The following is a 24,222-nucleotide window of genomic DNA, read 5'->3' as shown; positions in this document are numbered from 1 at the left end:
AGACCGCTACTGCGCTCCCGCGGCAGGGTTCTGCACCAGCTGATCCGGGCAGTACGACCGTGCGGCGATCCCGACGAACACCGTTCCGTGCTCGGTCGACAGCCCCGGATTGCGCTCCTTGAGGCCCTCGAGCACCTCCGTGCTCGGCTTGCCGTCCGTGATCAACTTGCACACCATCCGCGCGGTGACCACGGCCTGATCCGGGCGGTTGTAGGTGATGCCGGCCGCCTGCAGGGCCGCGAGGAAGTCGGTGTCGTCAGTGGCCGGATCGGCCTGGGCAGGCGCGGCCAGACCGATCAACATGAGCGCGGCGGGCAGCGCCGCGAACAGCCTCACCAGCCCCGCCGCGGCGGCCGGGAGCCCATCGGCTGATTCTTCTTGGCCACGTCCCGGCTGCGATAGACGATGTAGGGCCGGAACAGATATCCGATCGGCGCGCTGAACGCGTGCACCAGACGGGTGAACGGCCAGAGCGCGAACAGGCTCAGCGCGATCAGCACATGCACCTGGAAGTACAGCGGGGCCTGCAGCATCAGATCACCGCGCGGGTCGAGGGCGAAGATCGACCGGAACCAGACCGAGACCGTCTCGCGGTAGTCGTGTTGCTCCCCGTAGGCGGTGGTGCCCATCAGGGTGCAGCTCATGCCGACCACCAGCGCGCACACCAGCACCAGATACATCAGTTTGTCGTTGACGCTGGTGGCTTTGAACACCGATCGCTCGGTGCGCCGGCGATAGATGAGCAGCCCGACGCCGATCAGCGTGGCGATACCGGCGGGAAGGCCCAGGATCAGCGCCTGCAGGTGGTAGAGGCGGTCGCTCATCCCCAGCGCACGGGTCCAGGACTCCGGGACGAACAGGCCCACGATGTGGCCGATGATCACCACGAAGCTGCCGAAGTGGAACATCGGGCTGCCGATCCGCAGCAGCTTGGACTCATACAGCTGCGACGAGCGGGTGGTCCAGCCGAACTTGTCGTATTTGTACCGCCACCAGGTGGCGACACCGGCGATGGCCAGCACGAAGTAGGGCACGATGTCCCACCACAACTCCGCGGGGCTGATGACGGTGACTTCGGTCATCGTATCGGCACCTTCGGCATCCCCAGCGACACAGTCGCCGAGTATGGCTGCAGCCCAACGGCTTCGGCCGGTGGCCCAGACGCCATCAGCTCGGTCACGTTCTGCACCTCCTGATCGGTTGCCGCCGGTAGTGTCTCGCACACCGCGGCCAGCGTGTGGGCATACGCTGATTCTGCGTCGCTCAGCGACTTGTACAGCACGTCGATCGGCGCCCGGTGCGCCAGCAGCAGCCGGCGCCCGGCCTCGGGGTCGACCGTCGCGGCGAACTCCAGCACCACCGGCAGGTGATCGGGTGCCTCCCCGGCGGGCGGCTCGGCGCCGGCCTCGCGATAGGCGGTGGCGAACGCCAGCATCTGCATCCCCCGGTTGCGGGTGTCCCCGCCGGTCCAGTACGTCAAAAACATCGTCGAACGCCGTCGCATGTCGAAGGTTTCGACATAGTCGACGGCAGCCGTCATCGGATCGGAAGCGCGCAGCGCGGCCACCGTGCGCCGCAGCAGCTCCGCCGGGGTCGCATCCGCGTGGGCGAGCAGCGCTTCCACGGTGTCGAGCCGCTGCTGCAGCTGCTCGTCGGGGTAGGCCAGCAACAGCGACGCCGCCTGCCACACCGCTCGGTCGCCCGGCCCGCCGGGTTGGCGCCGCAGGGAGCGGATGAACCGCTTCACTGGTGCTCCGGGAACATCTCGGGCACCGCTTGATCGCCGCCGCCCCAGTTGAGCAGGTTGGTCCGGCCCCGCGGCCGTTGGGCGTGTCCGCCGTTCTCGACCATGTGGAACGACGACTGGTCTTGGCCGTCGGCGCTCACGAACGGGTCGTCCTCATACCCGTTCGGACCACCGGTGATCGAGCACCCCATGTGTTCGAGCTCGTGCGCCTTCTGGCTATAGGCAGTCGGAATCACGTAGCGCTCTTCGTATTTGGCGATAGCCAGCAAACGGTACATGGAATACATCTCCTCCTCGGTCATACCGACCGAAGCGGGGATATGCGGCTGGGTCTCTCGGCCCAGGCTGATGTCGCGCATGTAGGAGCGCATCGCCGCCAGGCGCCGCAGCACGCCCTCGATGACGCCGGTGTCGCCGGCGGTGAACAGCTCGGCGAGGTAGGCCATCGGGATACGCAGCGCGTCAAGGGCGCCGAACAGGTTGCCCAGGTCTTCCCCGTCGTGCCCGTCGCGGGCTACCGCGTCGACGACCGGGGACAGCGGCGGGACGTACCAGACCATCGGCATGGTGCGGTACTCCGGGTGCAGCGGCAACGCCACCTTGTAGGTGTTGATCAGCGCGTAGATCGGCGAGCGCTGGGCAGCCTCGATCCAGGTGTCGGAGATTCCCTCGGCGCGCGCGCCCGCGATCACCTCGGGGTCGGTCGGGTCCAGGAACACCCCGCACTGCGCCTCGTAGAGGTCGGTGTCTTTCTCCACCGACGCCGCTTCGAGCACCTTGTCGGCGTCGTAGAGCACCAACCCGATGTAGCGCAGCCGCCCGACACAGGTCTCCGAGCAGACCGTGGGCAGTCCGACTTCGATTCGGGGATAGCAGAAGTGACACTTCTCGGCTTTGCCGGTCTTGTGGTTGAAGTACACCTTCTTGTACGGGCATCCCGACACGCACAGCCGCCAACCGCGGCACCGGTCCTGGTCGACCAGCACGATGCCGTCTTCTTCGCGCTTGTAGATCGCCCCGGTCGGACACGACGCCACACACGACGGGTTCAGGCAGTGCTCGCAGATCCGCGGTAGGTAGAACATGAAGGTTTCTTCGAGCTCGCTTTTGACCTGATCGCTGACCTTCGCCAGGATCGGGTCGTTGACCAGGTTCTCCGGCGAACCGGCGAGGTTGTCATCCCAGTTGGGGCCCCACTCGATGTTCATCGGGTCGCCGGTGATCGAGCTGCGCGGCGCGGCGACCGGGATGGTGTCGCCCAGCGGCGCCGACGTGAGGTTCTCGTAGTCGTAGGTCCACGGTTCGTAGTAGTCCTTCAGACCGGGCAGGTTGGGGTTGGCGAAGATGTTCAGCAGCTTGTGGACGCGTCCGCCGGCCAGCAGCCGCAGCCGGCCCTTCTTGTCGAGCGTCCAGCCGCCCTTCCACCGGTTCTGGTCTTCGTAGGTGCGCGGATAGCCTCCGCCCGGGCGGGTTTCGACGTTGTTGAACCACACATACTCGGTGCCCTCGCGGTTGGTCCAGGCCTGCTTGCAGGTCACCGAGCAGGTGTGGCACCCGATACATTTGTCCAGGTTCATCACCATGGCCATCTGAGCCATTACCTTCATCAGTAACGAACCTCCTGGGTGCGGCGGCGCACCACCGTCACCTCGTCGCGCTGGTTGCCGGTCGGCCCCAGGTAGTTGAACGCGAACGCGTGCTGGCCGTAGCCACCGGCGAGATGGCTGGGCTTGACCCGGATCCGGGTCAGCGAGTTGTGGGTGCCGCCGCGCTTGTTGTTGGTCTCGGCCCGCGGGGTGTCGACCGTGCGCTCCTGCACGTGGTAGACGAACACCACCCCGTCCGGCATCCGCTGACTCACGATCGCCCGGCCGACGAACACCCCGTTGACGTTGACCGCCTCGATCCAATCGTTGTCTTTCACATTGATCTTCGCGGCGTCTCCCGGGCTCATCCACATGGTCGGCCCGCCCCGGGACAGCGACAGCATGTAAAGGTTGTCCTGGTAGGTGGAGTGGAACGACCACTTCGAGTGCGGGGTCAGGTACCGCACGGTGATGCCGATGCCGTCGCCGACCTCGCCGAGCTCGGGGGCGTCGAACAGCCGCACCATGTCCAGCGGTGGCCGGTAGACCGGCATGTGCTCACCGAGTTCTTCGATCCAGTCGTGCGCGGTGTAGAAGTGCATCCGGCCGGTCAGGGTGTGGAACGGCTTGAGGCACTCGATGTTGATGGTGAAGGGGGCGTAGCGCCGGCCGCCGGTCTCACTGCCGGACCATTCCGGGCTGGTGACCACCGGCACCGGGCGGGCCTGGGTGTCGGCGTAGGTGATCCGCTTCTCCTCGCTGCCCTCCGACAGGTGCGCCAGCCGCTGCCCGGTGCGCTTCTCCAGTTCGCGGAAGCCCTCCGTGGCGATCCGGCCGTTGGTGGTGCCCGACAGTGCCAGCACGGTATCGGCCATCCGCGTCGCGGTGGTCAGCGCCGGGCGCCCTTCTCCGGCACCGGATTTCATCACCCCGAACCGGCCGGCCAGGTCTTCGACCTCTTCGTGCGGGAACACGGTGTAGCCCTTGGTGGTCAGCCCCAAGGTGTCCACCAGCGGGCCGAGCGACTGCCACTTGTCGTGAATTGCGGTGTAATCGCGTTCCACCACAGTGACTTTGGGCATCGTCTTGCCGGGAACCGGCGTCTCGCCGGTGTTCAGCCAATCGCGTTCGGTTCCCTCGGGATAGGCCATCGCGTCGGCGGTGTCGTGCAGCATCGCGGTGAGCACGACGTCGCTGCGGACTCCCAGGTGCTTTTTGGCCAGTCCGCTGAAGGTGCGAGCGATCGCGCCGAACGCGTCGTAGTCGCTGCGGGTTTCCCACGGCGGGTCGATCGCCGCGGAGAACGAGTGCACATACGGGTGCATATCGGTCGAGGACAGGTCGGCCTTTTCGTACCAGGTCGCCGCGGGCAGCACGACGTCGGACATCAGGGTGGTCGAGGTCATCCGGAAGTCGATCGACATCAGCAGGTCGAGCTTGCCTTCGGGAATGTCGCTGTCGAAGCGCACATTCTTCGGCTTGACCCCGCCGGCCGGTGGCTCGCCGAGCACACTGGCGTCGGTGCCCAGCAGGTGCTTGAGGAAGTACTCCCCGCCCTTGCCCGAGGCGCCGATCAGGTTGGCCCGCCATACCGTGAGCACCCGCGGCCAGTTCACCGGGTTGTCCGGGTCGGTCACCGACAGCTTCAGCTCGCCGGCGGCGAGCTGCTCGGCGACGTACTCCCCCGCGTCCCGCCCGGCCGCGCCGGCCGCATCGGCCACATCCAGGCTGGACTTGTCGAACTGCGGATAGAACGGGCTCCAGCCCATCGCGGTGGCCGAAGCGAGGATGTCCATGGTGTGTTTGCCGTCGAACCGGCCCCGCCCCAGCGGCGTGGTCAGCTTGTCCGCCCCGTAGGCGTCATAGCGCCACTGGTCGGTGTGGGCGTACCAGTACGAGGTGCCCGGCACCTGGCGCGGCGGCCGCGACCAGTCGTTGCCGGCGGCCATCGTCTGCCACCCGGTCAGCGGGCGCACCTTCTCCTGGCCGACGTAGTGCGCCCAGCCGCCGCCGTTGCGCCCCATCGAGCCGGTCAGCATCAGCAGTGCCAGCACCGCCCGGTAGGTGGCGTCGCCGTGGAACCACTGGCAGATTCCGCTACCCATGATGATCATCGACCGGCCGCCGGATTCCTCTGCGTTGCGGGCGAACTCGCGCGCCACCCGGATCGCCTGGGCGGCCGAGACCCCGGTGATCGGCTCCTGCCAGGCCGGGGTGTTGACGGCGGTGCCGTCCTCGTACCCGGTGGGCCATTCGCCGGGCAGCCCGGGGCGGCCCACCGAGTAGTTGGCCAGCATCAGGTCGAAGACGGTGCAAACCAGGTGCTCGCCGACCTGACGGACCGGGACTCCGCGCTCGACGACGGTGCCGTGGCCGTCCACGGTGTCGAAGCCCGGCAGCGACACCAGGGCGCTGCGCCGGTGCCCGTTGTGGGACGCCGGGTCGAGCACGGTCAGCGCCGGCCGCACATCGCCGAGGTCGAGGTTCCACTTGCCCATGCCCTCGTCGCCCCACCGGAAGCCCAGCGAGCCGTGCGGCACCACGACGGTGTCGGTGGCCTCGTCGAGCAGGGCCGGCTTGAACGCGGCATTTTCTACCGTCTGACCCAGATCGGCGGCGGTCAGGTTCTTGCCCGGCACCAGCCGGCCGTCGCGCTGTTCCAGCTTGATCAGGAACGGCAGGTCGGTGTAGCGGCGCACATAGTCGGTGAAGAACGGCACCTCTTGCTTGACGTAGCACTCGGTGAGGATGACGTGGCCCATCGACATGGCCAGCGCACCGTCGGTGCCCGCCGCGCAGGGCATCCACTCGTCGGCGAACTTGGTGTTGTCGGCGTAGTCGGGGCTGACACTGACCACCTTGGTCCCGCGGTAGCGCACCTCGGCCATCCAGTGCGCATCGGGGGTGCGGGTGATCGGGACGTTGGAGCCCCACATCATCAGGTACGCGGCATCCCACCAGTCCCCGGATTCCGGGACGTCGGTCTGGTCACCGAACACCTGCGGAGAGGCGACCGGCAGGTCGGCATACCAGTCGTAGAACGACGTCATCACGCCGCCGAGCATCTGGATGAACCGGGACCCGGCGGCGAACGACACCATCGACATCGCCGGAATGGGCGAGAAGCCCGCGATCCGGTCGGGGCCGTAGGCCTTGATGGTGTGCACGTGCGCGGCCGCGATCATCTCGGTCGCTTCGGCCCAGGTCACCCGCACCAGCCCGCCCATCCCGCGGGCCTGCTGGTAGCGCCGCCGGCGCTGCGGGTCGGCCTGGATATCGGCCCAGGCCAGCACCGGGTCACCCAGGCGCGCCTTGGCCTCGCGGAACATCTCGACCAGCGGTCCCCGCGCGTAGGGGTAGCGGATCCGGGTCGGCGAGTAGGAGTACCAGGAGAAGGAGGCGCCCCGGGGGCAGCCGCGCGGCTCGTACTCGGGCCGGTCCGGGCCTACCGAGGGATAGTCGGTCGCCTGGTTCTCCCAGGTGATGATCCCGTCCTTGACGAAGATCTTCCACGAGCACGAGCCGGTGCAGTTCACCCCGTGGGTGGAGCGGACCACCTTGTCGTGGCTCCAGCGGTCCCGATAGAAGGTGTCGGCCTCGCGGCCGCCTTGGCGGGTGACGGTGCGCCGATCCGCCGAGACCTCGCCCGGGGTGAAGAACCGGCCACTGCGTTCCAGCAACTCCTCGAGCGGACCGCCGATGCGGGCCTGGGACGGCGGTGCCGGCGAGGTGGGCGGCGTAGCGCGTGTCATCGGAGTTCTCCTTAGAGGGGTCGCCGCACTCCAGCGGTTCAGGCAGCAGGCCGGGCCGCCGCAGCGCACCGTCTCAGGCCAAAATCCCAGCGTAGCGAGGTATATCGCTGAGCGACCCAATTCATCGGCACAATTTACAGAGCTGTTTCACTACAGTGCCCGAGCCAGCTCGGCCAGCCAAGCTCGATCGGCAGGTACCCAGTCAACGTCAGGTAAGTCCACAGCGGTCACCCAGCGAAGTGCCTGGTGATCGTCCGGCCGGGGTTCGCCGCGCGCCAGGCTGACCCGGTAGGCGCGCAAGGTCATGCCGGAGTCGAGCACGACGTCAGCGCCGAGGCGCTCCCCCACGGTGATCGCCTCGGTGTCCAGGCCCAGCTCCTCGGCGAGCTCGCGGGCCAGGGCCGCCGGTTCGGTCTCGCCGGGCATCACCTTGCCGCCGGGCAGTTCCCAGCGTCCGGCCAGCTCCGGCGGGCGGCGTCGCTGCGCGATCAGCAGCGCCGGCCCGACGATCACAGCTCCGGCGACGACGACCTGGGTGGGCATGGCGTGTGAGGCTATACCGTCCTACCGTCGGGTATGGCTTTGTTGACCGATGAACAAATCGACGCCGCGCTGACCGACCTCGACGGCTGGGAACACGCCGACGGTGCGCTGCGTCGCGCGATCAAGTTCGACTCGTTTCTGGCCGGCATCGACGCGGTACGGCGGGTCGCCGAGCGCGCCGAGGCGGCGGATCACCACCCCGACATCGATATTCGCTGGCGCACGGTGACCTTCGCGTTGGTGACGCACTCCGAGGGCGGCATCACCGACAAGGACGTGGCGATGGCCGGCGAGATCAACCGGACTTTGGCGAGCTGACCTGCGTGCGGGCCATCCAGGCCAGGGTGGCCACCGCGGCGGCGATGTAGACCAGGCCGGCCCAGGCCAGATACCACGGCCGGCCGTCTTGCCAGATGCTCGGCTGGGCGAAACTGAGCAGCCAGGGCACGCCGATCAGGGTCAGCGCCAGCCAGCCCCAGCCCAGTATCCGGGCGCCGCGGCGATCCGCGTACGGGCCGTGCAGCAGCCAGATCATCGACGGCACCAGCCACACCCAGTGGTGCGTCCAGGAGATCGGCGAGGCCAGCAGCCCGAAGAGTTCGACCACCAGCAGCAGGCCGAGCGGATCGGGCCGGGTGGGGTCGCTGCTCAGCGCGCGCCAGGCCAGCACGGCCAACACCGCGGTGACGGCGACCGCGATCAGCACCAGCGGACCGTAACCCGCGTCATGGCCGAGGATCCGGGAGAGGCCGCCGCGCCAGGACTGGTTGAACGAGGTGCCGATCGGCCCCACCCGGTGGGCGTCGCCGAGCAGTTCGGTGAAGTACCGGCGCGCCTGGTCCCCGGTGGCCCACACCGACACCGCGACAGTGCCGGCGAAGACGACCGCCGAGAACACCGCGGCGGCCCAGCGCCGCACCCCGGCCAGGTACACCCCGGCGATCGCGGGGGTCAGCTTCACCCCGGCGGCCAGCCCCACCAGCAGACCCGACACCCACCACCGGCTGCTGTAAACCGCGTAGAGCACCGCCAGCGCCAGGATCACGTTGATCTGGCCGTAGTCGAAGGTGCTGCGCAATGGTTCGGTCCAGATCCCGGCCGCGGTCCACAGCATCGCGACCCGGCGCCCGGAGGTGGCGGCGACCCCGAGCAGTCGCTGACTGAGCCGGACCACGCCGTAGAGGGCGGCCATGGTGCCGATCTGCCAGAGAAAGGCGACCAGCCCGAAGGGCAGCAGATGCAGCGGATAGAACACCACCGCGGCGAACGGCGGGTAGGTGAACGGCAGCGGGAAGTCGGGCGTCTGGTCGGCGTAGACGTAGTCATACAGCGCGCCGGGGTGGCCTAATGCGGCCGCACCGCTGATGTAGACGTGCAGGTCGACGAAGTTGGCGCCGCGCGGGGTCAGGTAGGTCCAGGCGAGCCGCGCCGCGATGCTGGCCGCCAGCAGTAGCGGGGCCGAGGCGGTCAATCGGTTCGTCCAGGAATGCGCGGCCGGGGGGTCGAGGGTGGTGTCTACGCGCACGACTTTAGCGAACGGCAGCCGGATCACCGTCGCGGCTCGGGTCCATAACGGTCCCATAAATGACACTCGTGTCACTTGAGCCTCACCAGCAACAAGCTAGCTTCGGATTTCGTAGAAGCCACCGCCGACGATTGGGGAAATCATGTCGCGCCTCCGGACGCTGTTCAACGCCACCACGGCGACCGTCGCGGTCGGATCCTCGGCCGCACTGCTCTTCGGCGGTCTCAGCGCGGTTGCTGCAGCCGACCCGGCCGTCCCGGCCCTGCCGCTGCCCACCGCGGGCTTTCCCGGCCTGCCCGCGCTCGAGCAATTGAGCCCGGTGATCCAGCAGGCGGCCGCCGACCCGACCGGGGCCACCTCGCTGCTGGCCGCCGCTGCCGCCGCGTTCGCCGGAAACTCCTCCGCGCCGGCCAATTCCCGGCAGGTGGCCGACTCGGTGGCGCAGTTCGTGCAGACACCGCCGGAAGCCATGTTGTCCAGTGAGCACGTGCCGACGGCCGGATCGGCGCCGGGCTTGGTGGCGCACCTGCCCAGCGGTGTGGACCCCGCCAAGTCGGTGGGACCGGTTCCGCAGGCCGCGCCGAGCGCACCGGAAGCCGTCCCGGCGCCGCCGGAGGCCGCCGGCGTCGCCGCACCGCCTGCCGAAGCCGTCCCGGCCGAGGCTGCCGCACCCGAGGCGACACCGGCCGCCGCCAATCCCGGATTCGGCCCGGACGCCCCGCCGACCCAGGACTTCATGTACCCCTCGATCGGCCAGAACTGCCTGGCCGACGGCGGCAACGTCATCGCCACCGCACTCTCGGTGGCCGGCCCGGCTACCATTCCCACCCCTGGTCCGAAGCCCGGCCAGACCGCCTACGTCTTCACCGCCGTCGGCACCCCCGGCCCGGCCGAGACCCAGAAGCTTCCGCTGAACGTCACCTGGGTCAACCTGACCACGGGCAAGTCCGGCAGCGCTACCCTGCAGCCGCGCTCCGACATCAACGCGGACGGGCCGACGACGCTGACCGCGATCGTCGACACCGGCTCGGGCAGCATCATGTCGACGATCTTCGGTCAGGTCAGCACCAAGGACCACCAGTGCAACTTCCTGCCGACCATCGGCTCGACAGTGGTGCCGTAAGGCCCCAGTAGGCCATGCCTCCAACGCCGAGACCGACGTTTTGCAGGAGTGCTCCCGGGCACTTTCCCTGCAAAACGTCGGTCTCGTGCTATCGCACGGACAGCGTCAGTAGGCCATGAACAAGATGGCGTCCCGGTCGTAGCTCATACCGGGGTGCGCATCCGCGAGATGCTTCTGGGTCAGGTCGACCAGGTCGTCTTCGTCCTTACCGACGATGGCCTCGCCACACGGACAGTTCAGATGGGTCTTCACGTCGCCGCCTTTCCGCTCTCGCGTGCTTGTTTTGCCGCCTGTTTCTGCGCTTTCTTGGTGGACCGTACCTGTTGCAGCGACGCCGCATCGACGACATCGGCGATCGACAGACGGGTGTCGGCACCGCCGTACGCCCCGGCGGCCTCCCGCCACCCCGGCGGGGTCACGCCGTACTGCTTGCCGAGCAAGGCCACAAAGATCCGCGCCTTCTGCTCACCGAAGCCGGGCAACGCCTTGAGCCGCTTGTACACCTGGGCGCCATCGGGCTCGCCGGCCGTCCACAGCGCGGCCGTGTCGCCGCCGTACTGGTCGACGATGGCTTGCGCCAACGCTTGCACGCGGCCTGCCATCGATCCTGGGAAGCGATGCACCGCAGGCTTTTCCGCACACAGGGCGGCGAACTCCTCGGGGTCGCGTCCGGCGATTTCGTGCGGGTCGAGGCCACCCATCCGGTCGGCGATCTTCTTCGGCCCGGCGAACGCGACCTCCATGGGTATCTGCTGATCGAGCAGCATGCCGACCAGCAGCGCGAACGGGTCGGTGCTCAGCAACGCGTCGGCGTCCGGGTCTCCCACCAGCTGCAGCTTCGGCACGCCGACAGTCTAGGACCACCCGACTTGGCGAGTACAAGTGTCCGTGTCGGTGGAGTGTGCAACCGTATAGGCGACAACCGATCTCCAGGAGACAGGCATGAGACGTGTAGCGGCAGCTCTTATCGCAGCGATGGCTTGCGCCCTCGCCTTGGCCGCCACGGCCGGCGCGATACCGGAGCAGGGCACCCCGGAATTCGACGCCTACATGCAGGGCCTGGAACGCAACGGGTTCAACCTCAACCCCGACACCGCGTGGCGGGTGGCCCACCAGTCGTGTGAGGGCGGCCTTCCGGGCCTCATCGGCTGGGAACTCACCGCGCAGGGAGTCATCGGCCCAGGAGCCGGCCAGCGGCTGATGGATGTGGCCCGCCAGTACGCCTGCCCGGTGCAGTAACTATCCGCTCTTGCGCCGGAACTCCCGGCGGCTCTCCAGCGGGCCGTGCGATCTGGGCTGCTTGGCGCCGGCGTCCTTGTGGTCGGAGCCGCCCGCCGACTTCGCCTTCTTGCGCTCCAGGGCCTCACGGAACTTGCGCTTGTTCTCGTCTGCGGCGGAATCTGATTCGGGCATGACCGGAGCGTAGCTCAGCGGATGCCCGGCGGCATGCCGTACAGGTGCGTGATCGGCAACGTCAGCAGCACGCGGCGATCGGTCACCATCGCCTCGCGGTACTCGTCCCAATCCGGGTGCTCGCCGGCGATGTTGCGGTACAACGCCACCAGCGCCTCGACGGTGTCATCGCCGGGAGCCGCGGCCGGCGGCGTCAGCTGCGCATCCCCTTCGGCGACGGCATAGGACCAGCCGTCGTCGGAACTGACCAACAGCGAGGCCCTCGGATCGCGACGCAGGTTGCGGGTCTTGGCCCGCGGTTCGGTGACCGACACCTGCACCGCGACCACGCGCGGGTCGAAGTGATACTGCACGTTCGACAGTTGCGGACGCCCGTCGCGTTTGACGGTGGCCAGCACGCCGAGCGAGTTCCCGCTGATCACTGCCAGCAACTTGTCGTCGAATACCTGGCGTCCCATGCCGGAAGCGTACCGATTGAAGCCGGTGTGCGCCGTCGTTACTATCGCGCAGATGACCCGGTACGCGGCGTTCTTACGCGGCGTCAACGTCGGCGGCGTCAACCTCAAGATGGCCGACGTTGCTGCCGCACTGACCGAGGCAGGCTTGGCCGAGGTCCGCACCGTTCTCGCCAGCGGCAACGTCGTGCTGGAATCACCAAAGGGTGCCGCGGCGGTGCGCAGCACCGTGGAAGCCGCCCTGGGTAAGCGCTTCGACTACCCGGCCCGGGTGCTGGTCTACGACATCGACACGGTGCGCGACATCGTCGCGGCTTACCCGTTCGAACCGGAGGTCGCCGGCTCTCACTCCTATGTCACCTTCGTCGCCGACGAGGCGGCGCTGGCCGAGCTGTCCGCGCTCGCCGACGAGACCCAGATCGGCCCCGGCGAAAAGATCGCGCCGGGCGACGGGGTGATCTATTGGCAGATCCCCAAGGGCAACACCCTGGACAGCACCGTGGGCAAGACGATGGGCAAGAAGCGGTACGCAGCGTCGACCACGACCCGCAACCTGCGCACCTTGACCAAGACGCTGCGCTGAACCGCCACCGGTAAGGTCGCACAGGTGAGCCAGGCACAGAAAGTCACCCTGACCGGCGTCTCCGAGACCGCGTTGCTGACCTTGAACGCGCGAGCGACCGAGGCTCGCCGTCCCGACCGGATCATCAACGATCCGATGGCGGTCCGGCTGGCGGACTCGATCGACTTCGATTTCGCCAAGTTCGGCTCGACCCGCCAGGACATCGCCGTGCGCGCACTGGGCATCGACACCGAGGCGCTGCGCTTCCTTCGCCAGCACCCGACGGGCACCGTGGTGGCACTGGCCGAGGGATTGCAGACCAGCTTCTGGCGGCTCAGCGAAGCGGTTGAGGATCCGCAATTCCGTTGGCTCACTGTCGATCTGCCGCCGATCATCGAGATCCGCGAGCGACTGCTCCCGGCAGAGTCGCGGGTCTCGGTGTGCGCCCAGTCCGCACTGGACTACAGCTGGATGGACCGCGTCGACACGTCTGACGGAGTGTTCATCAGCGCCGAGGGCCTGCTGATGTACCTGCAGCCCGAGCAGTCGCTGGGCCTGATCGCCGAGTGCGCCCGCCGGTTTCCGGGCGGCCGGATGATCTTCGACCTCCCGCCCGCCTGGATCGGCTGGCTGCTCCGTCACGGCGTGCCGACATCGCTGCGCTACCGGGCGCCCTCGATGCCGTTCACCCTGTCCGCCGCCGACAGCGCCAAGCTGGTGGACACCGTGCCCGGCGTCCGGGCGGTCCACGATCTGCAGCTGCCGCGGGGCCGCGGGTGGCTGTTCAACACTGTGCTGCCGACCATCTACGGGCTGCGTTCCCTCGCCGACGCGCGCCCGTCGCTGACCCTGCTGGAATTCGGCTAAGAACCGCCGACGTTGTCGAAGGCCACGTCGAGGTAGCGCAGCGCGTCGGCCTTGCCGAGGCCGACCGCGCGGGCCGCCGCGACGAAAGCGCCGGCGGCCGCCGTCATGGCCGCACCGGTCGGATCGCTGCTCGCCACGAAAGTGCCGAAACGGCCGCGGGTTTCGACGACCCCGGCGGTCTCCAGCTCCCGGTACGCCCGGGCCACCGTGTTGACCGCCAGGCCCAGCTGACCGGCCAGCTCGCGCACCGTCGGCAACCTGGTTCCCGCCGGCAGGGCGCCTTCGCGGACCGCCTCGATCATTCGTGTCCTGACCTGCTCGAACAACGGAGCGCCCGGCTGCGCATCGATCCCCAGCAGTTCCGTGAAGTCCATCGACCCAGTATCCCGGCTATGTTGGTGGCGTGCAGGTGGCGGTGTTCAGCGGCGCGGGGATCTCAGCGGAGAGTGGGGTGCCTACTTTCCGTGACGACAAGAACGGTCTGTGGTCGCGCTACGACCCCTATGAGGTGTCCAGCATCGACGGCTGGAACCGGCACCCGGAACTGATCTGGGGCTGGTACCTGTGGCGCCATCACCTGGCCAGCCGAGTCGGGCCGAACGCCGGCCATCGCGCGGTCGCGGACTGGGAGCAGCACGCCGAGGTCCAAGTCATCACCCAGAACGTCGACAATCTGCATGAGCGTGGCGGCAGTTCCACGGTTCACCATCTACACGGCAGCATGTTCAAATTCCGTTGCGCGGACTGCGATCACCCCTATACGGAGAAACTGCCGGAGATGTCGGAGCCGCAGCTGGAAGTGGCCCCGCCGGTTTGCGGCTGCGGCGGTTTGATCCGCCCCGACATCGTCTGGTTCGGCGAAAACCTCCCGGAGGGCCCGTGGAGCGCCGCGATCGGGGCCATCGACGCCGCCGATGTGCTGGTCGTGGTGGGAACCTCTGCGGTGGTCTATCCGGCGGCCAGCCTGCCCGAGCTGGCGCTGGAGCAGCGCAAGACCGTCATCGAGGTCAACCCCGAAGCGACGCCGTTGTCCGCCAGAGCCACGGTGAGCATCCGCGACACCGCCTCGGCGGCATTACCCGGCTTGTTGCAGCGGCTGCCCTCGCTGTTGGGTTAACGCGGCTCAGGCCGGGCGGTTGGCACGACCCAGCGCGAACTCCGACACCGGTACCGGCGCCCACGCCGGAAACTGATGGCCGCGCCGGGATGTCCCGACGGTGAAGCCGGCGTCGGTGATCATCTGCTCGGTGTCGCGGTGGGTATGGCAATTCCCGAACAGCTTCGGCCAGATCGTGGCGTCGGCCAGTCGCTGCAGCCCGCCCCGCGCCCCGGCGCTGGCGACGTGCTCGAAATAGCGCAGCTCTCCGCCGGGCTTGAGCAACGCGAGCAGTTGGCGCAGCACCTCGCGGGGCTGCTCGACCGAGCACAACACCAGAGAGCACACGATCGCGTCGAACGGTTCGCCGGCATCCAGCGCTTCGACGGTGCTGGCCACGACGCTCACCGGCACCGGCGCCGCGGCCGCTGCTTGACCGGCGGCCTCGCGCAGCCGGGACTCCGGCTCGGGGGCGACAACCTCGGTGACGGTCTCGGGATAGAACGCGAAGTTGCTTCCGGTGCCCGCCCCGACCTCCAGCACCCGCCCGGACAGGCCTTCCAGGTTCTCCCGGCGCCGGTCCCGCAGCCAGTCGGTCTCGCGGCTCGACATGAACGTCCAGATCCGGGCGAACAGCGGGTTGTCCAAGGTCGAAGGTGATGTCATGGGGCCACCCTAGCGTCTCAGCGGTGTGGCCCGGCCGTACCGGCGTGCACGCAAAAAGCACAGTCCCAGCCGAAAAGACCGGCAAAGGCTACCCGCCGGTAGTATTGCCACAGTTTCCCGAAACGTGACTCAATGATCCCTTAATAGTGACCCATACGCTCAGTGTCATGTGGATCGACGACTCAAGTTCCGACGTCATCAAGGTCGACTTCGAGGCCCTGTACCACGGCGATGTCCTGGTCGAAGGCGACACCTCCGAGCAGCTCGACGACTGGCATCCGCTGGCCAGTTGAGTGACGGGCGCCGCGGTAGCGGCGCCTTTCACTATGCGCCATTGCGCGACGGCGGCCGCCCGCATCCGGGCAGTCCGCGATCCGTGAGTCATTCATTTCTCTTGCATTCAGGTTTGAGCCGCTAGACGCCCGCATCGCAGCTCCAGTCGCGTAGCCGCTCAGCACGCCGAGATCGTCCAGCGCATCGGCGGGCTGACATCAACGCCGAACATGCACTCAGTACGAAAATCCGGCGCGTCAGCCGGAGACTGGCGCCGTCAGGCGACGTTCTCCTCGTCGTCGAGCTCGAGCATGCCGGCCAGGCGCCCCGAGATCAGCTCCTCGGCCTCGGAAACGATTCGCGACACCAACTCCCCAACGGTGGGGATGTCGTTGATCAGCCCCATCGCGGTGCCCACCGACCAGATGCCGGCCTCGACGTCGCCGTCGTCGAAAACCTTGCGGCCCCGGACCCCGGCCACCAACTCCTGCACATCGGGGAACTGCCCGCCCTTGTCGAGGATGTCGACGACCTCGCGCGAGACGGTGTTGGACGCCACCCGGGCGGTGTTGCGCAACGGCCGGAAGATCAGCTCGGTGCCGCGCTCGTCGCCGGCGACGATGGCTTCCTTGACGTTCTGGTGGATGCACGATTCCACGGTGCACATGAACCGCGAGCCCATGTTGATGCCGTCGGCGCCGAGTGCCAGGGCAGCGACCAGGCCGCGGGCGTCGGCGAAGCCGCCGGAGGCGATCATCGGGATCTCGATCTGGGCGGCCGCGGCCGGGATCAGCACCAGACCGGGGATGTCGTCCTCGCCGGGGTGCCCGGCGCATTCGAACCCGTCGATGCTGATGCCGTCCACGCCGAGGCTCTGCGCCTTGACCGCGTGGCGTACCGAGGTACATTTGTGCAGCACCTTGATTCCGTTGTCGTGGAACATCGGTAGGTGCGGCGCCGGGTTGGACCCGGCGGTCTCGACGATCTTGATGCCGGCGTCGACGATCACCTGGCGGTACTCGTCATAGGGCGGCGGGTTGATCGTCGGCAGGATGGTCAGGTTCACCCCGAACGGCTTGTCGGTCAGATCGCGGGTCTTGGCGATCTCGTTGGCCAAATCGGCCGGGGTGGGCTGGGTGAGCGCGGTGAGGAACCCCAGCGCCCCCGAGTTCGCCACCGCCGCAACCAGTTCCGCACGGCCCACCCACTGCATGCCGCCTTGGGCGATGGGATGCTCCACACCGAACGTCTCGGTGAATTTCGTTGTCAGGGACATGTGGACTCCTTGCTGTGCTTAGTGCTCTTTGCGCAAGCGCTCATCGCGGTGCCATCCGGATCGCACCGTCGAGGCGGATCACCTCGCCGTTGAGCATCGGATTCTCAATGATGTGCTCGGCCAGCGCGCCGTACTCGTCGGGGTCGCCGAGCCGGGCCGGGTGCGGCACCTGCCCGCCGAGCGAACGCTGCGCCTCCTCGGGCAGCGAACCCAGCAGCGGGGTCTTGAACAGGCCCGGGGCGATGGTGCAGACCCGGATCAGGTCGCGGGACAGGTCCCGCGCGATCGGCAGGGTCATGCCGACCACGCCGCCCTTGGACGCCGAATAGGCGGCCTGGCCGATCTGACCGTCGAACGCGGCCACCGAGGCGGTGTTGATGATGACGCCGCGCTCCTCACCGACCGGTTCGGTCTTGGCGATGCGCTCGGCGGCCAGCCGCAGCACGTTGAAGGTGCCGATCAGGTTCACCTGCACCACCTTGGTGAACTCCTCGATCGGGAAGGCGCCGTTTTTGCTCAGCGTCTTGATCGCGTTGCCGATGCCCGCGCAGTTGACGTTGATTCGCAACGGCCCCAACGACTCAGCGACATCCAGCGCCGCGGTGACCGCCTCGGGGTCGGTGACGTTGGCCTCGGCGAACCGGGCCCGGTCCCCCAACTCCGCCACGGCGTCGGCGCCGCGCAGGTCGACCACCACCACCTGCGCGCCGGCGTCGAGCAGGCGTTTCGTCGTCGCCAAACCGAGCCCAGAGGCACCGCCGGTGACGACTGCCACCGCATCCTTGATCTGCACCGTGTCATCCCTTCGTCAACCAACCAGCCGGTTGGTCGGGACTATACCCAGTCGCTCAGGATGGTGTCGTTGTCGGCCCCCAGTACCGCCGGCGGCGTCGGGACGGCGGGGACGCTGCGGGAGAACCGCGGCGCCGGCATGGGCTGCAGGGAACCGTCGGCCTCGTAGAAGGTGTCGCGCTCGGCGACATGCGGGTCCGAGAGCACCTCATTGAAGGCCAGGACCGGTGCGACGCAGGCGTCGGAGTCGGCGAACACCTTGGCCCAGTGGTCCCGGTCGTGCGCCGCGAACGCGGCGGTGAATACCTCACGCAGCTCCGGCCAGCGGCTCTTGTCGTTCTGCTCCGGCACCTCGGCCGGGTTCAGGCCCAGCTTGGCCAGCAGTTCGGCGAAGAACTGCGGCTCGATCGAACCCACCGAGACGTAACGGCCGTCGGCGCACTCGTAGGTGTCGTAGTAGGGGGCGCCGGTGTCGAGCATGTTGACGCCGCGCTCGTCGCTCCACATGCCTTGGGCACGGAAGCTCCACATCATCGCCCCGAGCATGCTCGAGCCGTCGACCATGGCCGCGTCGATCACCTGCCCCTTGCCGGAGCTCTGCCGCTCCCACAACGCCGACAAGATGCCGACCAGCAAAAACATCGATCCGCCACCGAAATCGCCGACCAGGTTCAGCGGCGGCACCGGGCGCTCCCCCGCGCGGCCGATCGAGTGCAGGGCGCCGTTGAGCGAGATGTAGTTGATGTCGTGACCGGCCTGCAGTGCGCGCGGTCCGGTCTGCCCCCAGCCGGTCATCCGGCCGTAGATGAGCTTGTCGTTGACCTTGGCGCAGTCCTCCGGTCCCAGGCCGAGCCGCTCGGTGACGCCGGGGCGGAAGCCCTCGATCAGCACGTCGGCCTTTGCGACCAGGGCGAGCACCAGGTCGCGGCCCTCCGGCGACTTCAGGTCGGCGGTCACCGACCGCCGGTTGCGCAGCATGGTGTCCTTCGACGCACCGCCACCGAATTTCGGCGGGCGGTCCACCCGTACCACGTCGGCACCCAGGTCGCCGAGAATCATCGCCGCGTGCGGCCCCGGTCCGATCCCGGCCAGTTCGATGACCCGCAGCCCCGCCAGTGGTCCCGCCATGTCTGCCTCCTCGTCGTCTGCACCTGTGATGTGCATCCTAAGGTGAGGGTCATGACGACAATCGACTCCGGCATCGACACCCTGGCCCCAGTGGAGGGCCTGACCGTGACTTTGGCCGACGGGGTGCTCTCGGTGACCATCGACCGCCCGGACAGCCTCAACTCGCTGACCACCGGCGTGCTGGCCGGTATCGCCGACGCCATGGAGGGCGCCGCCCGCGACCCGCGGGTGCGCGCAGTGCGGCTCGGCGGGGCCGGCCGCGGGTTCAGCTCCGGCGCCGGGATCAGCGCCGAGGACGCATCGGACGGCGTGCCGACGGAGATCATCGTCGAGGCCAACCGCGCGATCCGGGCGATCGCCGCGCTGCCGCGGCCGGTGGTGGCCGTGGTGCAGGGCCCGGCCGCCGGTGTCGGGGTGTCGCTGGCTTTGGCCTGCGACCTGGTGCTGGCGTCGGACAAGGCGTTTTTCCTGTTGGCGTTCACCAAGATTGGGCTGATGCCCGACGGTGGCGCCTCGGCGCTGGTCGCCGCGGCGATCGGCCGGATCCGCGCCATGCGGCTGGCGCTGCTGGCCGAACGGCTGCCGGCCGCCGAGGCTTTGGAGTGGGGCTTGATCAGCGCGGTCTACCCGGCCGAGGACTTCGACGCCGAGGTGCACAAGGTGCTGGCCGGGTTGCTGGCCGGTCCGGCGGCGGCCTTCGCCAAGACCAAGCACGCCATCAACGCCGCGACGCTGACCGAGCTGGACGCGACGCTGGACCGCGAATACGTCGGCCAGTCGATTCTGTTGAACGCCCACGACTTCCGCGAGGGCACCCGCGCATTTCAGGACCGGCGCACGCCGAAGTTCACCGACTCCTGAGCGGCTACCTGCCGAAGATCGGCGGCAGCGCGAGCACCATCATCAGGCCCCACACCAGATGCGTCAGCACCGGGGCCAGCACGCCGCCGGTGGCCCGGCGCTCGATCGCACAGACGCTGCCGAGCACCAGCGCGGCGACACCGATCATCAGATTGCCGGCGGCCATCATCGCCGCGATGTAGAGCAGCGTCGACAACACCAGCGGGTAGCGGCGGCCGAACGCACTGAAAAGCGCACCGCGGAAGAACATCTCCTCGGCGACCGCATTGACGATGGCGATCAACACCACCAGGCGCCAGGACACCTGCGTGGTGTAGTCGAGGATCGCGGTCACCTGGTCGGCCAGCGGCGGGATCTGCTGCACCGCCAGCCCGCCGAGCAGGAACACCCCGCCGAGCACCAAGCCGACACCGGTGCCGGTGAACACCGGCCGCTCGTTGCGGCCGCGGAAGCGCACCGCGCCCAGGTGCAGCGGACCGGCCACCACCGCCCCCACCGACCAGACCGCCGCCAGGGCCAGCGACAGCCAGTAGAACGCGGCGTCGCCCGGGTTCTTGGTGTGCATCGACGCCAGGACGGCGGCACCGAGCAGCACCACCACCGAGACCACGACACGACGACGGTGCACGACGGACCGCGGCTCGTGATACGGCGCGGAGACCTTGGTGAAGATGTCGGTGAACTCGCGCAGCAGGCCGGGCCGGGCCGAACTGGTCTGGGTCATGATCCAAAACCTAGCGGCCGAACGGCAGTCGGTGGCCTGATTGCGTCAGTTCGCCCGGTGGACTTCGATCAGCCGGCGGTAGGCCGCGGCGTTGTGCCGGTTATTGCGGATTTCGGCCTCGCTGAGCTCCCGTCGCACCCGGCCCGGCACCCCCGACACCAGTGATCGGGGCGGCACCACCATGCCCTGCGGGATGACGGCACCGGCCGCGATCAGAGAGCCGGCACCCACCACGGCACCGTTGAGGATGATCGCGCCCATCCCGATCAGGGAGTCGTCCTCGATGGTGCAGCCGTGCAACACCGCGTTGTGCCCGACGCTGACCCGGGCGCCCACCCAGGCCGGGAACTCCTTGTCGACGTGGACGGTCACCCCGTCCTGAATGTTGGTGTCGACACCGATCTCGATGGGCTCCACCTCGGCGCGCAGCGTCGCCGAATACCAGACACTGGCTCGGGCGGCCAGGTGGACCTGCCCGATCAGGCTGGCGTTCGGCGCCACCCACGACTCCGGGTGCAGCTGCGGGGCGCGACCGCGAATGGGGATGATCAGCGGCTCGGGCACGTCGCTCAACGCGCCTTCCACACCGGGGCACGCTTCTCGGCGAACGCCCGTGGACCCTCCTTGGCGTCCTCGGACTTCAGCAGCGCGCTGAACTCCCGGCCGGTTCGGGCCCAGTCGGCCGCCTCGCCGGGGATGGCGCCGTCCTCGACGCCGTAGGCAATCCGCTTGGTGGCCCGCACCGACAGCGGCGCGTTGCCGGTGATCTGTTCGGCGAGTTCCAGGGCGGCCTGCAGTGCCCCGCCGTCATCGACCACCCGGTTGACCAGTCCCCAGCGGCCGGCGTCGGCAGCCGAGATCGGCTCCCCGGTATAGAGCAGCTCCTGGGCGATCTTGCGGGGAAGTTGATCGATGATGCGGAACACTCCGCCGGCACCGGCGAGCAGGCCGCGTTTGACCTCGGGCAGCCCGAACTGAGCGCGCTGTTCGGCGACCACCAGGTCGCTGGCCAGGGCGATCTCGGTGCCACCGCCGAGCGCGGTGCCGTTGACGGCCGCGATGGTCGGCTTGTCGATGAAGTGCTGCACGTAACCGGCGAAACCCCACTCCGGGTGGTCGGGGTGGTAGATGTTCTCCCGGTTGGCGATCGCCTTGAGATCGGCTCCGGCACTGAACGATTTGTCGCCGGCGCCGGTGAGCACCACCGCGCGCACCTCATCGTCGTCCTGCGCCTGCGCCAGGGCGTCGCCGATGCCGGCGCTGACCGCGCCGTTGATCGCGTTGCGGGCCTCAGGCCGGTTGATCGTGATCAGCAGTACGTTTCCGCGCCGCTCGACGAGAACGGCCGCCTCACTCACAGCAGCTCCAAGATGGTGGCGTTAGCCTGGCCGCCGCCCTCACACATGGTCTGGAGCCCGTAGCGAATCCCGTTGGCCCGCATGTGATGCAGCATGGTGGTCATGATCCGGGCGCCGGACCCGCCGAGCGGGTGACCGAGCGCGATCGCTCCGCCGTTGGGGTTGAGCTTCTTCGCATCGGCGTTGATGTCGGCGAGCCAGGCCATCGGTACCGGCGCGAACGCCTCGTTGACCTCGAACACCCCGATGTCGTCGACGCTCAGACCGCTGCGCTGCAGCGCCTTCTGAGTCGCCGGGATCGGGGCGGACAGCATCATCACCGGGTCGGCACCGGCCAGCGTCGCGGTGTGCACCCGCGCCAGCGGGGTCAGCCCCAGTTCCTTGGCCTTGGTCGCCGACATGAACAGCAGCGCTGCCGCCCCGTCGGAGATCTGGCTCGAGTTGCCGGCGTGGATGACGCCGTCCTCTTTGAAGGCCGGCTTGAGCTGAGCCATCTTCTCGATGGTGGTGCCGCGGCGGATGCCCTCGTCGGCGCTGATCACGTTGCCCTCGGCGTCCTTGATCCCCACAATCTCGTCGGTGAACGCGCCGGAATCCTGTGCTGCGGCGGCCTTTTCATGCGACGCCAGTGCGAACTCGTCCAGGGCGGTGCGGTCCAGACCCCAGCGTGACGCCATCATCTCCGCACCGATCCCCTGGTTGGGGGTCTGGGTGTAGCGGTTGCGGAACGCCTCGGGGTAGGGGTGCCCGCCGTTGGCCAGCGAGGAGCCCATCGGGGTGCGTGACATCGACTCCACGCCTCCGGCGACGACGACGTCGTAGTGCCCGGCGACCACACCGGCGGCGGCGAAGTGCACCGACTGCTGGCTGGAGCCGCACTGGCGGTCCACCGTCACCCCGGGCACGGTCTCGGGCCAGCCCGCGGTTAGCAGTGCGGTCCGGCCGATGTCCAGGGCCTGCTCACCGGCCTGCATGACACAGCCCCAGATCACGTCGTCGACCAGGGCCGGGTCCACCCCGGCGCGGCCGACCAACCCGTTGAGTACCTGGGCGGACAGTTCGGCCGGGTGCACCCCGGACAGTCCGCCGTTGCGCTTGCCGATCGGCGAGCGCACCGCTTCTACGATGACGGCTTCGGCCATGGGTGCTCTCCTTCATCAACGAGGGTCCTTGACGACGATTGTCAACCAACCCACCGAAGGCACCCGCGGGCGGGGTGGCCGGCCCCTGCTCAGCCGACCGGATCGAACTCCAGGTGCAGGTCCTGCAGGCCCCGCATGATGAAGGTCGGCTCGTAGTTGTATCGGCGCGCGTCGGGCGGGCCGTGCCGCTCCTCGCAGATGCGGATATTGGCCATCCGGTCCAGGATGCGGTTCAGCGAGATCCGGCCCTCGGCGCGGGCCAGCGGCGCCCCGGGGCAGGAGTGCACCCCGCGCCCGAACGCCACATGCTCACGCACGTTGGGCCGATCGAGCCGGAAGTCGTCGGGCTGCTCGAACTTGCGCGGGTCGCGGTTGCTGGCACCGGGCAGCAACATCACCGTGGTGCCGGCGGGCACCGTCGTCTCCCCAACCGTCGTGGTGGTGCGCGCCATCCGGAAATGCGATTTGACCGGGCTCTCGGTCCGCAACGCCTCCTCCAAGAACACCGGAATGCGGCTGCGGTCGTCGCGCAGCAGCGCCTGAATCTGGGGCTGCTCGGCGATCACCCGCAAGCCGGCGCTGAGCAGTTTGACGGTGGTCTCCTGACCGGCGGCGAACAGGAAGGTGGCAACGCGCACCACGTCGATGATCTCCGGCGTGGACCCGTCCTGATATTTCGCCTGGGCCAGCTCGGTCAGCACGTCCCCGCGCGGTTGCTCACGCCGGTTTTCGATGTAGGCGTAGAACGTGTCGTCGAGCCACTGCAGCGGGTTGTGGGATACCGGATCGTCGTCCAGGGAGCCCACGTGCTCGCCGGCCATCACCCGGCGGAATTCTTGATGGTCGGCGGTGGGCACCCCGAGCAGGTCGGCGATGACCAGCATCGAGAACGGTTTTGCGTAGTCCTCGATGAACTCGGTGCTGCCGCGGGCGACGAACTTGTCGAGCTGCTCGTCGGCCAGCCGCCACATGAACTCCTCGTTCTCCTTGAGCCGCTTCGGGGTGAGCAGCCGGCTGAGCAGCCCGCGGGTGCGGGTGTGTTCCGGCGGGTCCTGGGTGACGATGTGCTCACTCATCGGAATCTCGGCCCGGTGCGCCTCGATCAGGTCGCTGACGTCGTCGCCAACGGCTTCGAACGACAGCCCGGAGAACGGACCCGCGACCGACACGCACGCGGAAAACGCCGGATCCTTGTACACCGCAAGCGCTTCGGCGTGCCCGGTCACGGCGAGCACGCCCTGATGCGGTTCGTGCACGACCGGGCACTTGGCCCGCAGATGGTCGAAATACGGGTACGGGTTGGGGATCAACGATTGGTCGGTGAAGAAGTCGA

Annotated in this window: 29 protein-coding genes; 8 read left to right on the top strand and 21 right to left on the bottom strand. The window is 68.3% G+C overall.

Annotated features, from left to right (window positions below):
- Positions 1-6 precede the first annotated feature (6 nt).
- The 6 genes from A5648_RS18575 to A5648_RS18550 form a co-directional block, all read right to left on the bottom strand.
- Entirely contained in the window at positions 7-336 is a 330-nt protein-coding gene (locus A5648_RS18575) for a DUF732 domain-containing protein (RefSeq protein WP_065025956.1), read from the bottom strand.
- Positions 333-1,082 carry a respiratory nitrate reductase subunit gamma gene (narI, locus tag A5648_RS18570; protein WP_207511760.1) on the bottom strand — a complete coding sequence of 250 codons (750 nt, stop codon included), beginning with the start codon at positions 1,080-1,082 and terminating at the stop codon, positions 333-335. Before narI ends, A5648_RS18575 begins: the two co-directional genes overlap by 4 nt.
- Positions 1,079-1,747 carry a nitrate reductase molybdenum cofactor assembly chaperone gene (gene narJ, locus A5648_RS18565; protein ID WP_065025955.1) on the bottom strand — a complete coding sequence of 223 codons (669 nt, stop codon included), beginning with the start codon at positions 1,745-1,747 and terminating at the stop codon, positions 1,079-1,081. The genes narI and narJ overlap by 4 nt, the downstream gene beginning before the upstream one ends.
- Positions 1,744-3,354: a nitrate reductase subunit beta gene (gene narH, locus A5648_RS18560; protein WP_065025954.1), complete on the bottom strand. Its 1,611-nt coding sequence runs from the start codon at positions 3,352-3,354 to the stop codon at positions 1,744-1,746. The genes narJ and narH overlap by 4 nt, the downstream gene beginning before the upstream one ends.
- Positions 3,354-7,085: a nitrate reductase subunit alpha gene (locus A5648_RS18555; RefSeq protein WP_065025953.1), complete on the bottom strand. Its 3,732-nt coding sequence runs from the start codon at positions 7,083-7,085 to the stop codon at positions 3,354-3,356. The genes narH and A5648_RS18555 overlap by 1 nt, the downstream gene beginning before the upstream one ends.
- 150 nt (positions 7,086-7,235) lie before the next feature.
- Positions 7,236-7,628 carry a (deoxy)nucleoside triphosphate pyrophosphohydrolase gene (locus tag A5648_RS18550; protein WP_065025952.1) on the bottom strand — a complete coding sequence of 131 codons (393 nt, stop codon included), beginning with the start codon at positions 7,626-7,628 and terminating at the stop codon, positions 7,236-7,238.
- A gap of 33 nt (positions 7,629-7,661) precedes the next feature.
- Between A5648_RS18550 and A5648_RS18545 the strand changes: the two genes are divergently transcribed.
- Complete coding sequence (locus A5648_RS18545; protein WP_065025951.1) at positions 7,662-7,946, top strand: 4a-hydroxytetrahydrobiopterin dehydratase; 285 nt, start codon at positions 7,662-7,664, stop codon at positions 7,944-7,946.
- Here A5648_RS18545 and A5648_RS18540 read toward each other — a convergent pair.
- Positions 7,924-9,210, bottom strand: a complete 1,287-nt coding sequence (locus A5648_RS18540; RefSeq protein WP_065025950.1) for a mannosyltransferase — start codon at positions 9,208-9,210, stop codon at positions 7,924-7,926. The two genes, A5648_RS18545 and A5648_RS18540, sit on opposite strands and share 23 nt — an antisense overlap.
- An 85-nt stretch (positions 9,211-9,295) precedes the next feature.
- Between A5648_RS18540 and A5648_RS18535 the strand changes: the two genes are divergently transcribed.
- The gene (locus A5648_RS18535) at positions 9,296-10,276 is read left to right on the top strand and encodes a hypothetical protein (RefSeq protein ID WP_065025949.1); all 981 of its coding nucleotides are present in this window, start codon (positions 9,296-9,298) and stop codon (positions 10,274-10,276) included.
- Positions 10,277-10,381: 105 nt separating this feature from the next.
- Here A5648_RS18535 and A5648_RS18530 read toward each other — a convergent pair whose 3' ends face one another.
- On the bottom strand, positions 10,382-10,528 hold the full coding sequence (locus A5648_RS18530) for a hypothetical protein (RefSeq protein WP_019737787.1): 147 nt from the start codon (positions 10,526-10,528) through the stop codon (positions 10,382-10,384).
- Positions 10,525-11,121: an HhH-GPD-type base excision DNA repair protein gene (locus A5648_RS18525; protein ID WP_065025948.1), complete on the bottom strand. Its 597-nt coding sequence runs from the start codon at positions 11,119-11,121 to the stop codon at positions 10,525-10,527. Before A5648_RS18525 ends, A5648_RS18530 begins: the two co-directional genes overlap by 4 nt.
- 97 nt (positions 11,122-11,218) lie before the next feature.
- Here A5648_RS18525 and A5648_RS18520 point away from each other — a divergent pair, with 97 nt between their 5' ends.
- Complete coding sequence (locus tag A5648_RS18520) at positions 11,219-11,515, top strand: DUF732 domain-containing protein (protein WP_065025947.1); 297 nt, start codon at positions 11,219-11,221, stop codon at positions 11,513-11,515.
- Here A5648_RS18520 and A5648_RS23515 read toward each other — a convergent pair whose 3' ends face one another.
- Both A5648_RS23515 and A5648_RS18515 read right to left on the bottom strand, forming a co-directional pair.
- Positions 11,516-11,689 (bottom strand): DUF5302 domain-containing protein, encoded by a 174-nt coding sequence (locus A5648_RS23515; RefSeq protein ID WP_109470841.1) that lies wholly within the window; start codon positions 11,687-11,689, stop codon positions 11,516-11,518.
- Between the two features lie 14 nt (positions 11,690-11,703).
- The gene (locus A5648_RS18515; protein WP_065025946.1) at positions 11,704-12,147 is read right to left on the bottom strand and encodes a PPOX class F420-dependent oxidoreductase; all 444 of its coding nucleotides are present in this window, start codon (positions 12,145-12,147) and stop codon (positions 11,704-11,706) included.
- 52 nt (positions 12,148-12,199) lie between these two features.
- Between A5648_RS18515 and A5648_RS18510 the strand changes: the two genes are divergently transcribed.
- Together A5648_RS18510 and A5648_RS18505 are read left to right on the top strand one after the other, a co-directional pair.
- Positions 12,200-12,727 (top strand): DUF1697 domain-containing protein, encoded by a 528-nt coding sequence (locus A5648_RS18510; protein ID WP_065025945.1) that lies wholly within the window; start codon positions 12,200-12,202, stop codon positions 12,725-12,727.
- A gap of 24 nt (positions 12,728-12,751) precedes the next feature.
- The gene (locus A5648_RS18505; RefSeq protein WP_065025944.1) at positions 12,752-13,573 is read left to right on the top strand and encodes a class I SAM-dependent methyltransferase; all 822 of its coding nucleotides are present in this window, start codon (positions 12,752-12,754) and stop codon (positions 13,571-13,573) included.
- Here the strand turns inward: A5648_RS18505 and A5648_RS18500 are convergent.
- Positions 13,570-13,947, bottom strand: a complete 378-nt coding sequence (locus tag A5648_RS18500) for a GntR family transcriptional regulator (protein ID WP_065025943.1) — start codon at positions 13,945-13,947, stop codon at positions 13,570-13,572. The genes A5648_RS18505 and A5648_RS18500 overlap by 4 nt on opposite strands.
- Positions 13,948-13,976: 29 nt before the next feature.
- Between A5648_RS18500 and A5648_RS18495 the strand changes: the two genes are divergently transcribed.
- On the top strand, positions 13,977-14,690 hold the full coding sequence (locus A5648_RS18495; protein ID WP_065025942.1) for an NAD-dependent deacylase: 714 nt from the start codon (positions 13,977-13,979) through the stop codon (positions 14,688-14,690).
- Between the two features lie 6 nt (positions 14,691-14,696).
- Here A5648_RS18495 and A5648_RS18490 read toward each other — a convergent pair whose 3' ends face one another.
- A complete protein-coding gene (locus A5648_RS18490; protein ID WP_065025941.1) occupies positions 14,697-15,335 on the bottom strand; it encodes a class I SAM-dependent methyltransferase in 639 nt (212 codons plus the stop codon).
- 167 nt (positions 15,336-15,502) lie between these two features.
- On the opposite strand from A5648_RS18490, the gene A5648_RS24945 reads away from it, so the two are divergent.
- The gene (locus tag A5648_RS24945) at positions 15,503-15,628 is read left to right on the top strand and encodes a hypothetical protein (RefSeq protein WP_267887459.1); all 126 of its coding nucleotides are present in this window, start codon (positions 15,503-15,505) and stop codon (positions 15,626-15,628) included.
- 257 nt (positions 15,629-15,885) lie between these two features.
- Here A5648_RS24945 and A5648_RS18485 read toward each other — a convergent pair whose 3' ends face one another.
- The 3 genes from A5648_RS18485 to A5648_RS18475 are packed head-to-tail and all read right to left on the bottom strand — an operon-like array spanning position 15,886 to position 18,804.
- On the bottom strand, positions 15,886-16,884 hold the full coding sequence (locus A5648_RS18485; RefSeq protein WP_065025940.1) for an NAD(P)H-dependent flavin oxidoreductase: 999 nt from the start codon (positions 16,882-16,884) through the stop codon (positions 15,886-15,888).
- Between the two features lie 40 nt (positions 16,885-16,924).
- On the bottom strand, positions 16,925-17,677 hold the full coding sequence (locus A5648_RS18480) for a 3-hydroxyacyl-CoA dehydrogenase (protein ID WP_065025939.1): 753 nt from the start codon (positions 17,675-17,677) through the stop codon (positions 16,925-16,927).
- Between the two features lie 41 nt (positions 17,678-17,718).
- Positions 17,719-18,804 carry a CaiB/BaiF CoA transferase family protein gene (locus A5648_RS18475; RefSeq protein WP_065025978.1) on the bottom strand — a complete coding sequence of 362 codons (1,086 nt, stop codon included), beginning with the start codon at positions 18,802-18,804 and terminating at the stop codon, positions 17,719-17,721.
- A 51-nt stretch (positions 18,805-18,855) separates the two neighbouring features.
- Here A5648_RS18475 and A5648_RS18470 point away from each other — a divergent pair, with 51 nt between their 5' ends.
- Positions 18,856-19,665: an enoyl-CoA hydratase gene (locus A5648_RS18470; RefSeq protein WP_065025938.1), complete on the top strand. Its 810-nt coding sequence runs from the start codon at positions 18,856-18,858 to the stop codon at positions 19,663-19,665.
- 4 nt (positions 19,666-19,669) lie between these two features.
- Here the strand turns inward: A5648_RS18470 and A5648_RS18465 are convergent, their stop codons facing one another.
- The 5 genes from A5648_RS18465 to A5648_RS18445 all read right to left on the bottom strand — a co-directional run.
- Positions 19,670-20,389 carry a CPBP family intramembrane glutamic endopeptidase gene (locus A5648_RS18465; RefSeq protein WP_065025937.1) on the bottom strand — a complete coding sequence of 240 codons (720 nt, stop codon included), beginning with the start codon at positions 20,387-20,389 and terminating at the stop codon, positions 19,670-19,672.
- 45 nt (positions 20,390-20,434) lie between these two features.
- Positions 20,435-20,953 (bottom strand): gamma carbonic anhydrase family protein, encoded by a 519-nt coding sequence (locus A5648_RS18460; RefSeq protein ID WP_065025977.1) that lies wholly within the window; start codon positions 20,951-20,953, stop codon positions 20,435-20,437.
- Between the two features lie 5 nt (positions 20,954-20,958).
- The gene (locus tag A5648_RS18455; RefSeq protein WP_065025936.1) at positions 20,959-21,747 is read right to left on the bottom strand and encodes a crotonase/enoyl-CoA hydratase family protein; all 789 of its coding nucleotides are present in this window, start codon (positions 21,745-21,747) and stop codon (positions 20,959-20,961) included.
- The gene (locus A5648_RS18450) at positions 21,744-22,889 is read right to left on the bottom strand and encodes a thiolase family protein (protein ID WP_065025935.1); all 1,146 of its coding nucleotides are present in this window, start codon (positions 22,887-22,889) and stop codon (positions 21,744-21,746) included. Before A5648_RS18450 ends, A5648_RS18455 begins: the two co-directional genes overlap by 4 nt.
- Before the next feature lie 89 nt (positions 22,890-22,978).
- The coding region (locus tag A5648_RS18445) for a cytochrome P450 (RefSeq protein ID WP_065025934.1) at positions 22,979-24,222 on the bottom strand (1,244 nt) is incomplete at its 5' end.

Origin of the sequence: Mycolicibacter sinensis (assembly GCF_001673565.1) — a bacterium.
Classification (GTDB): Bacteria; Actinomycetota; Actinomycetes; order Mycobacteriales; family Mycobacteriaceae; genus Mycobacterium; species Mycobacterium sinense_C.
This window is presented reverse-complemented; position numbering and strand designations above follow the sequence as displayed.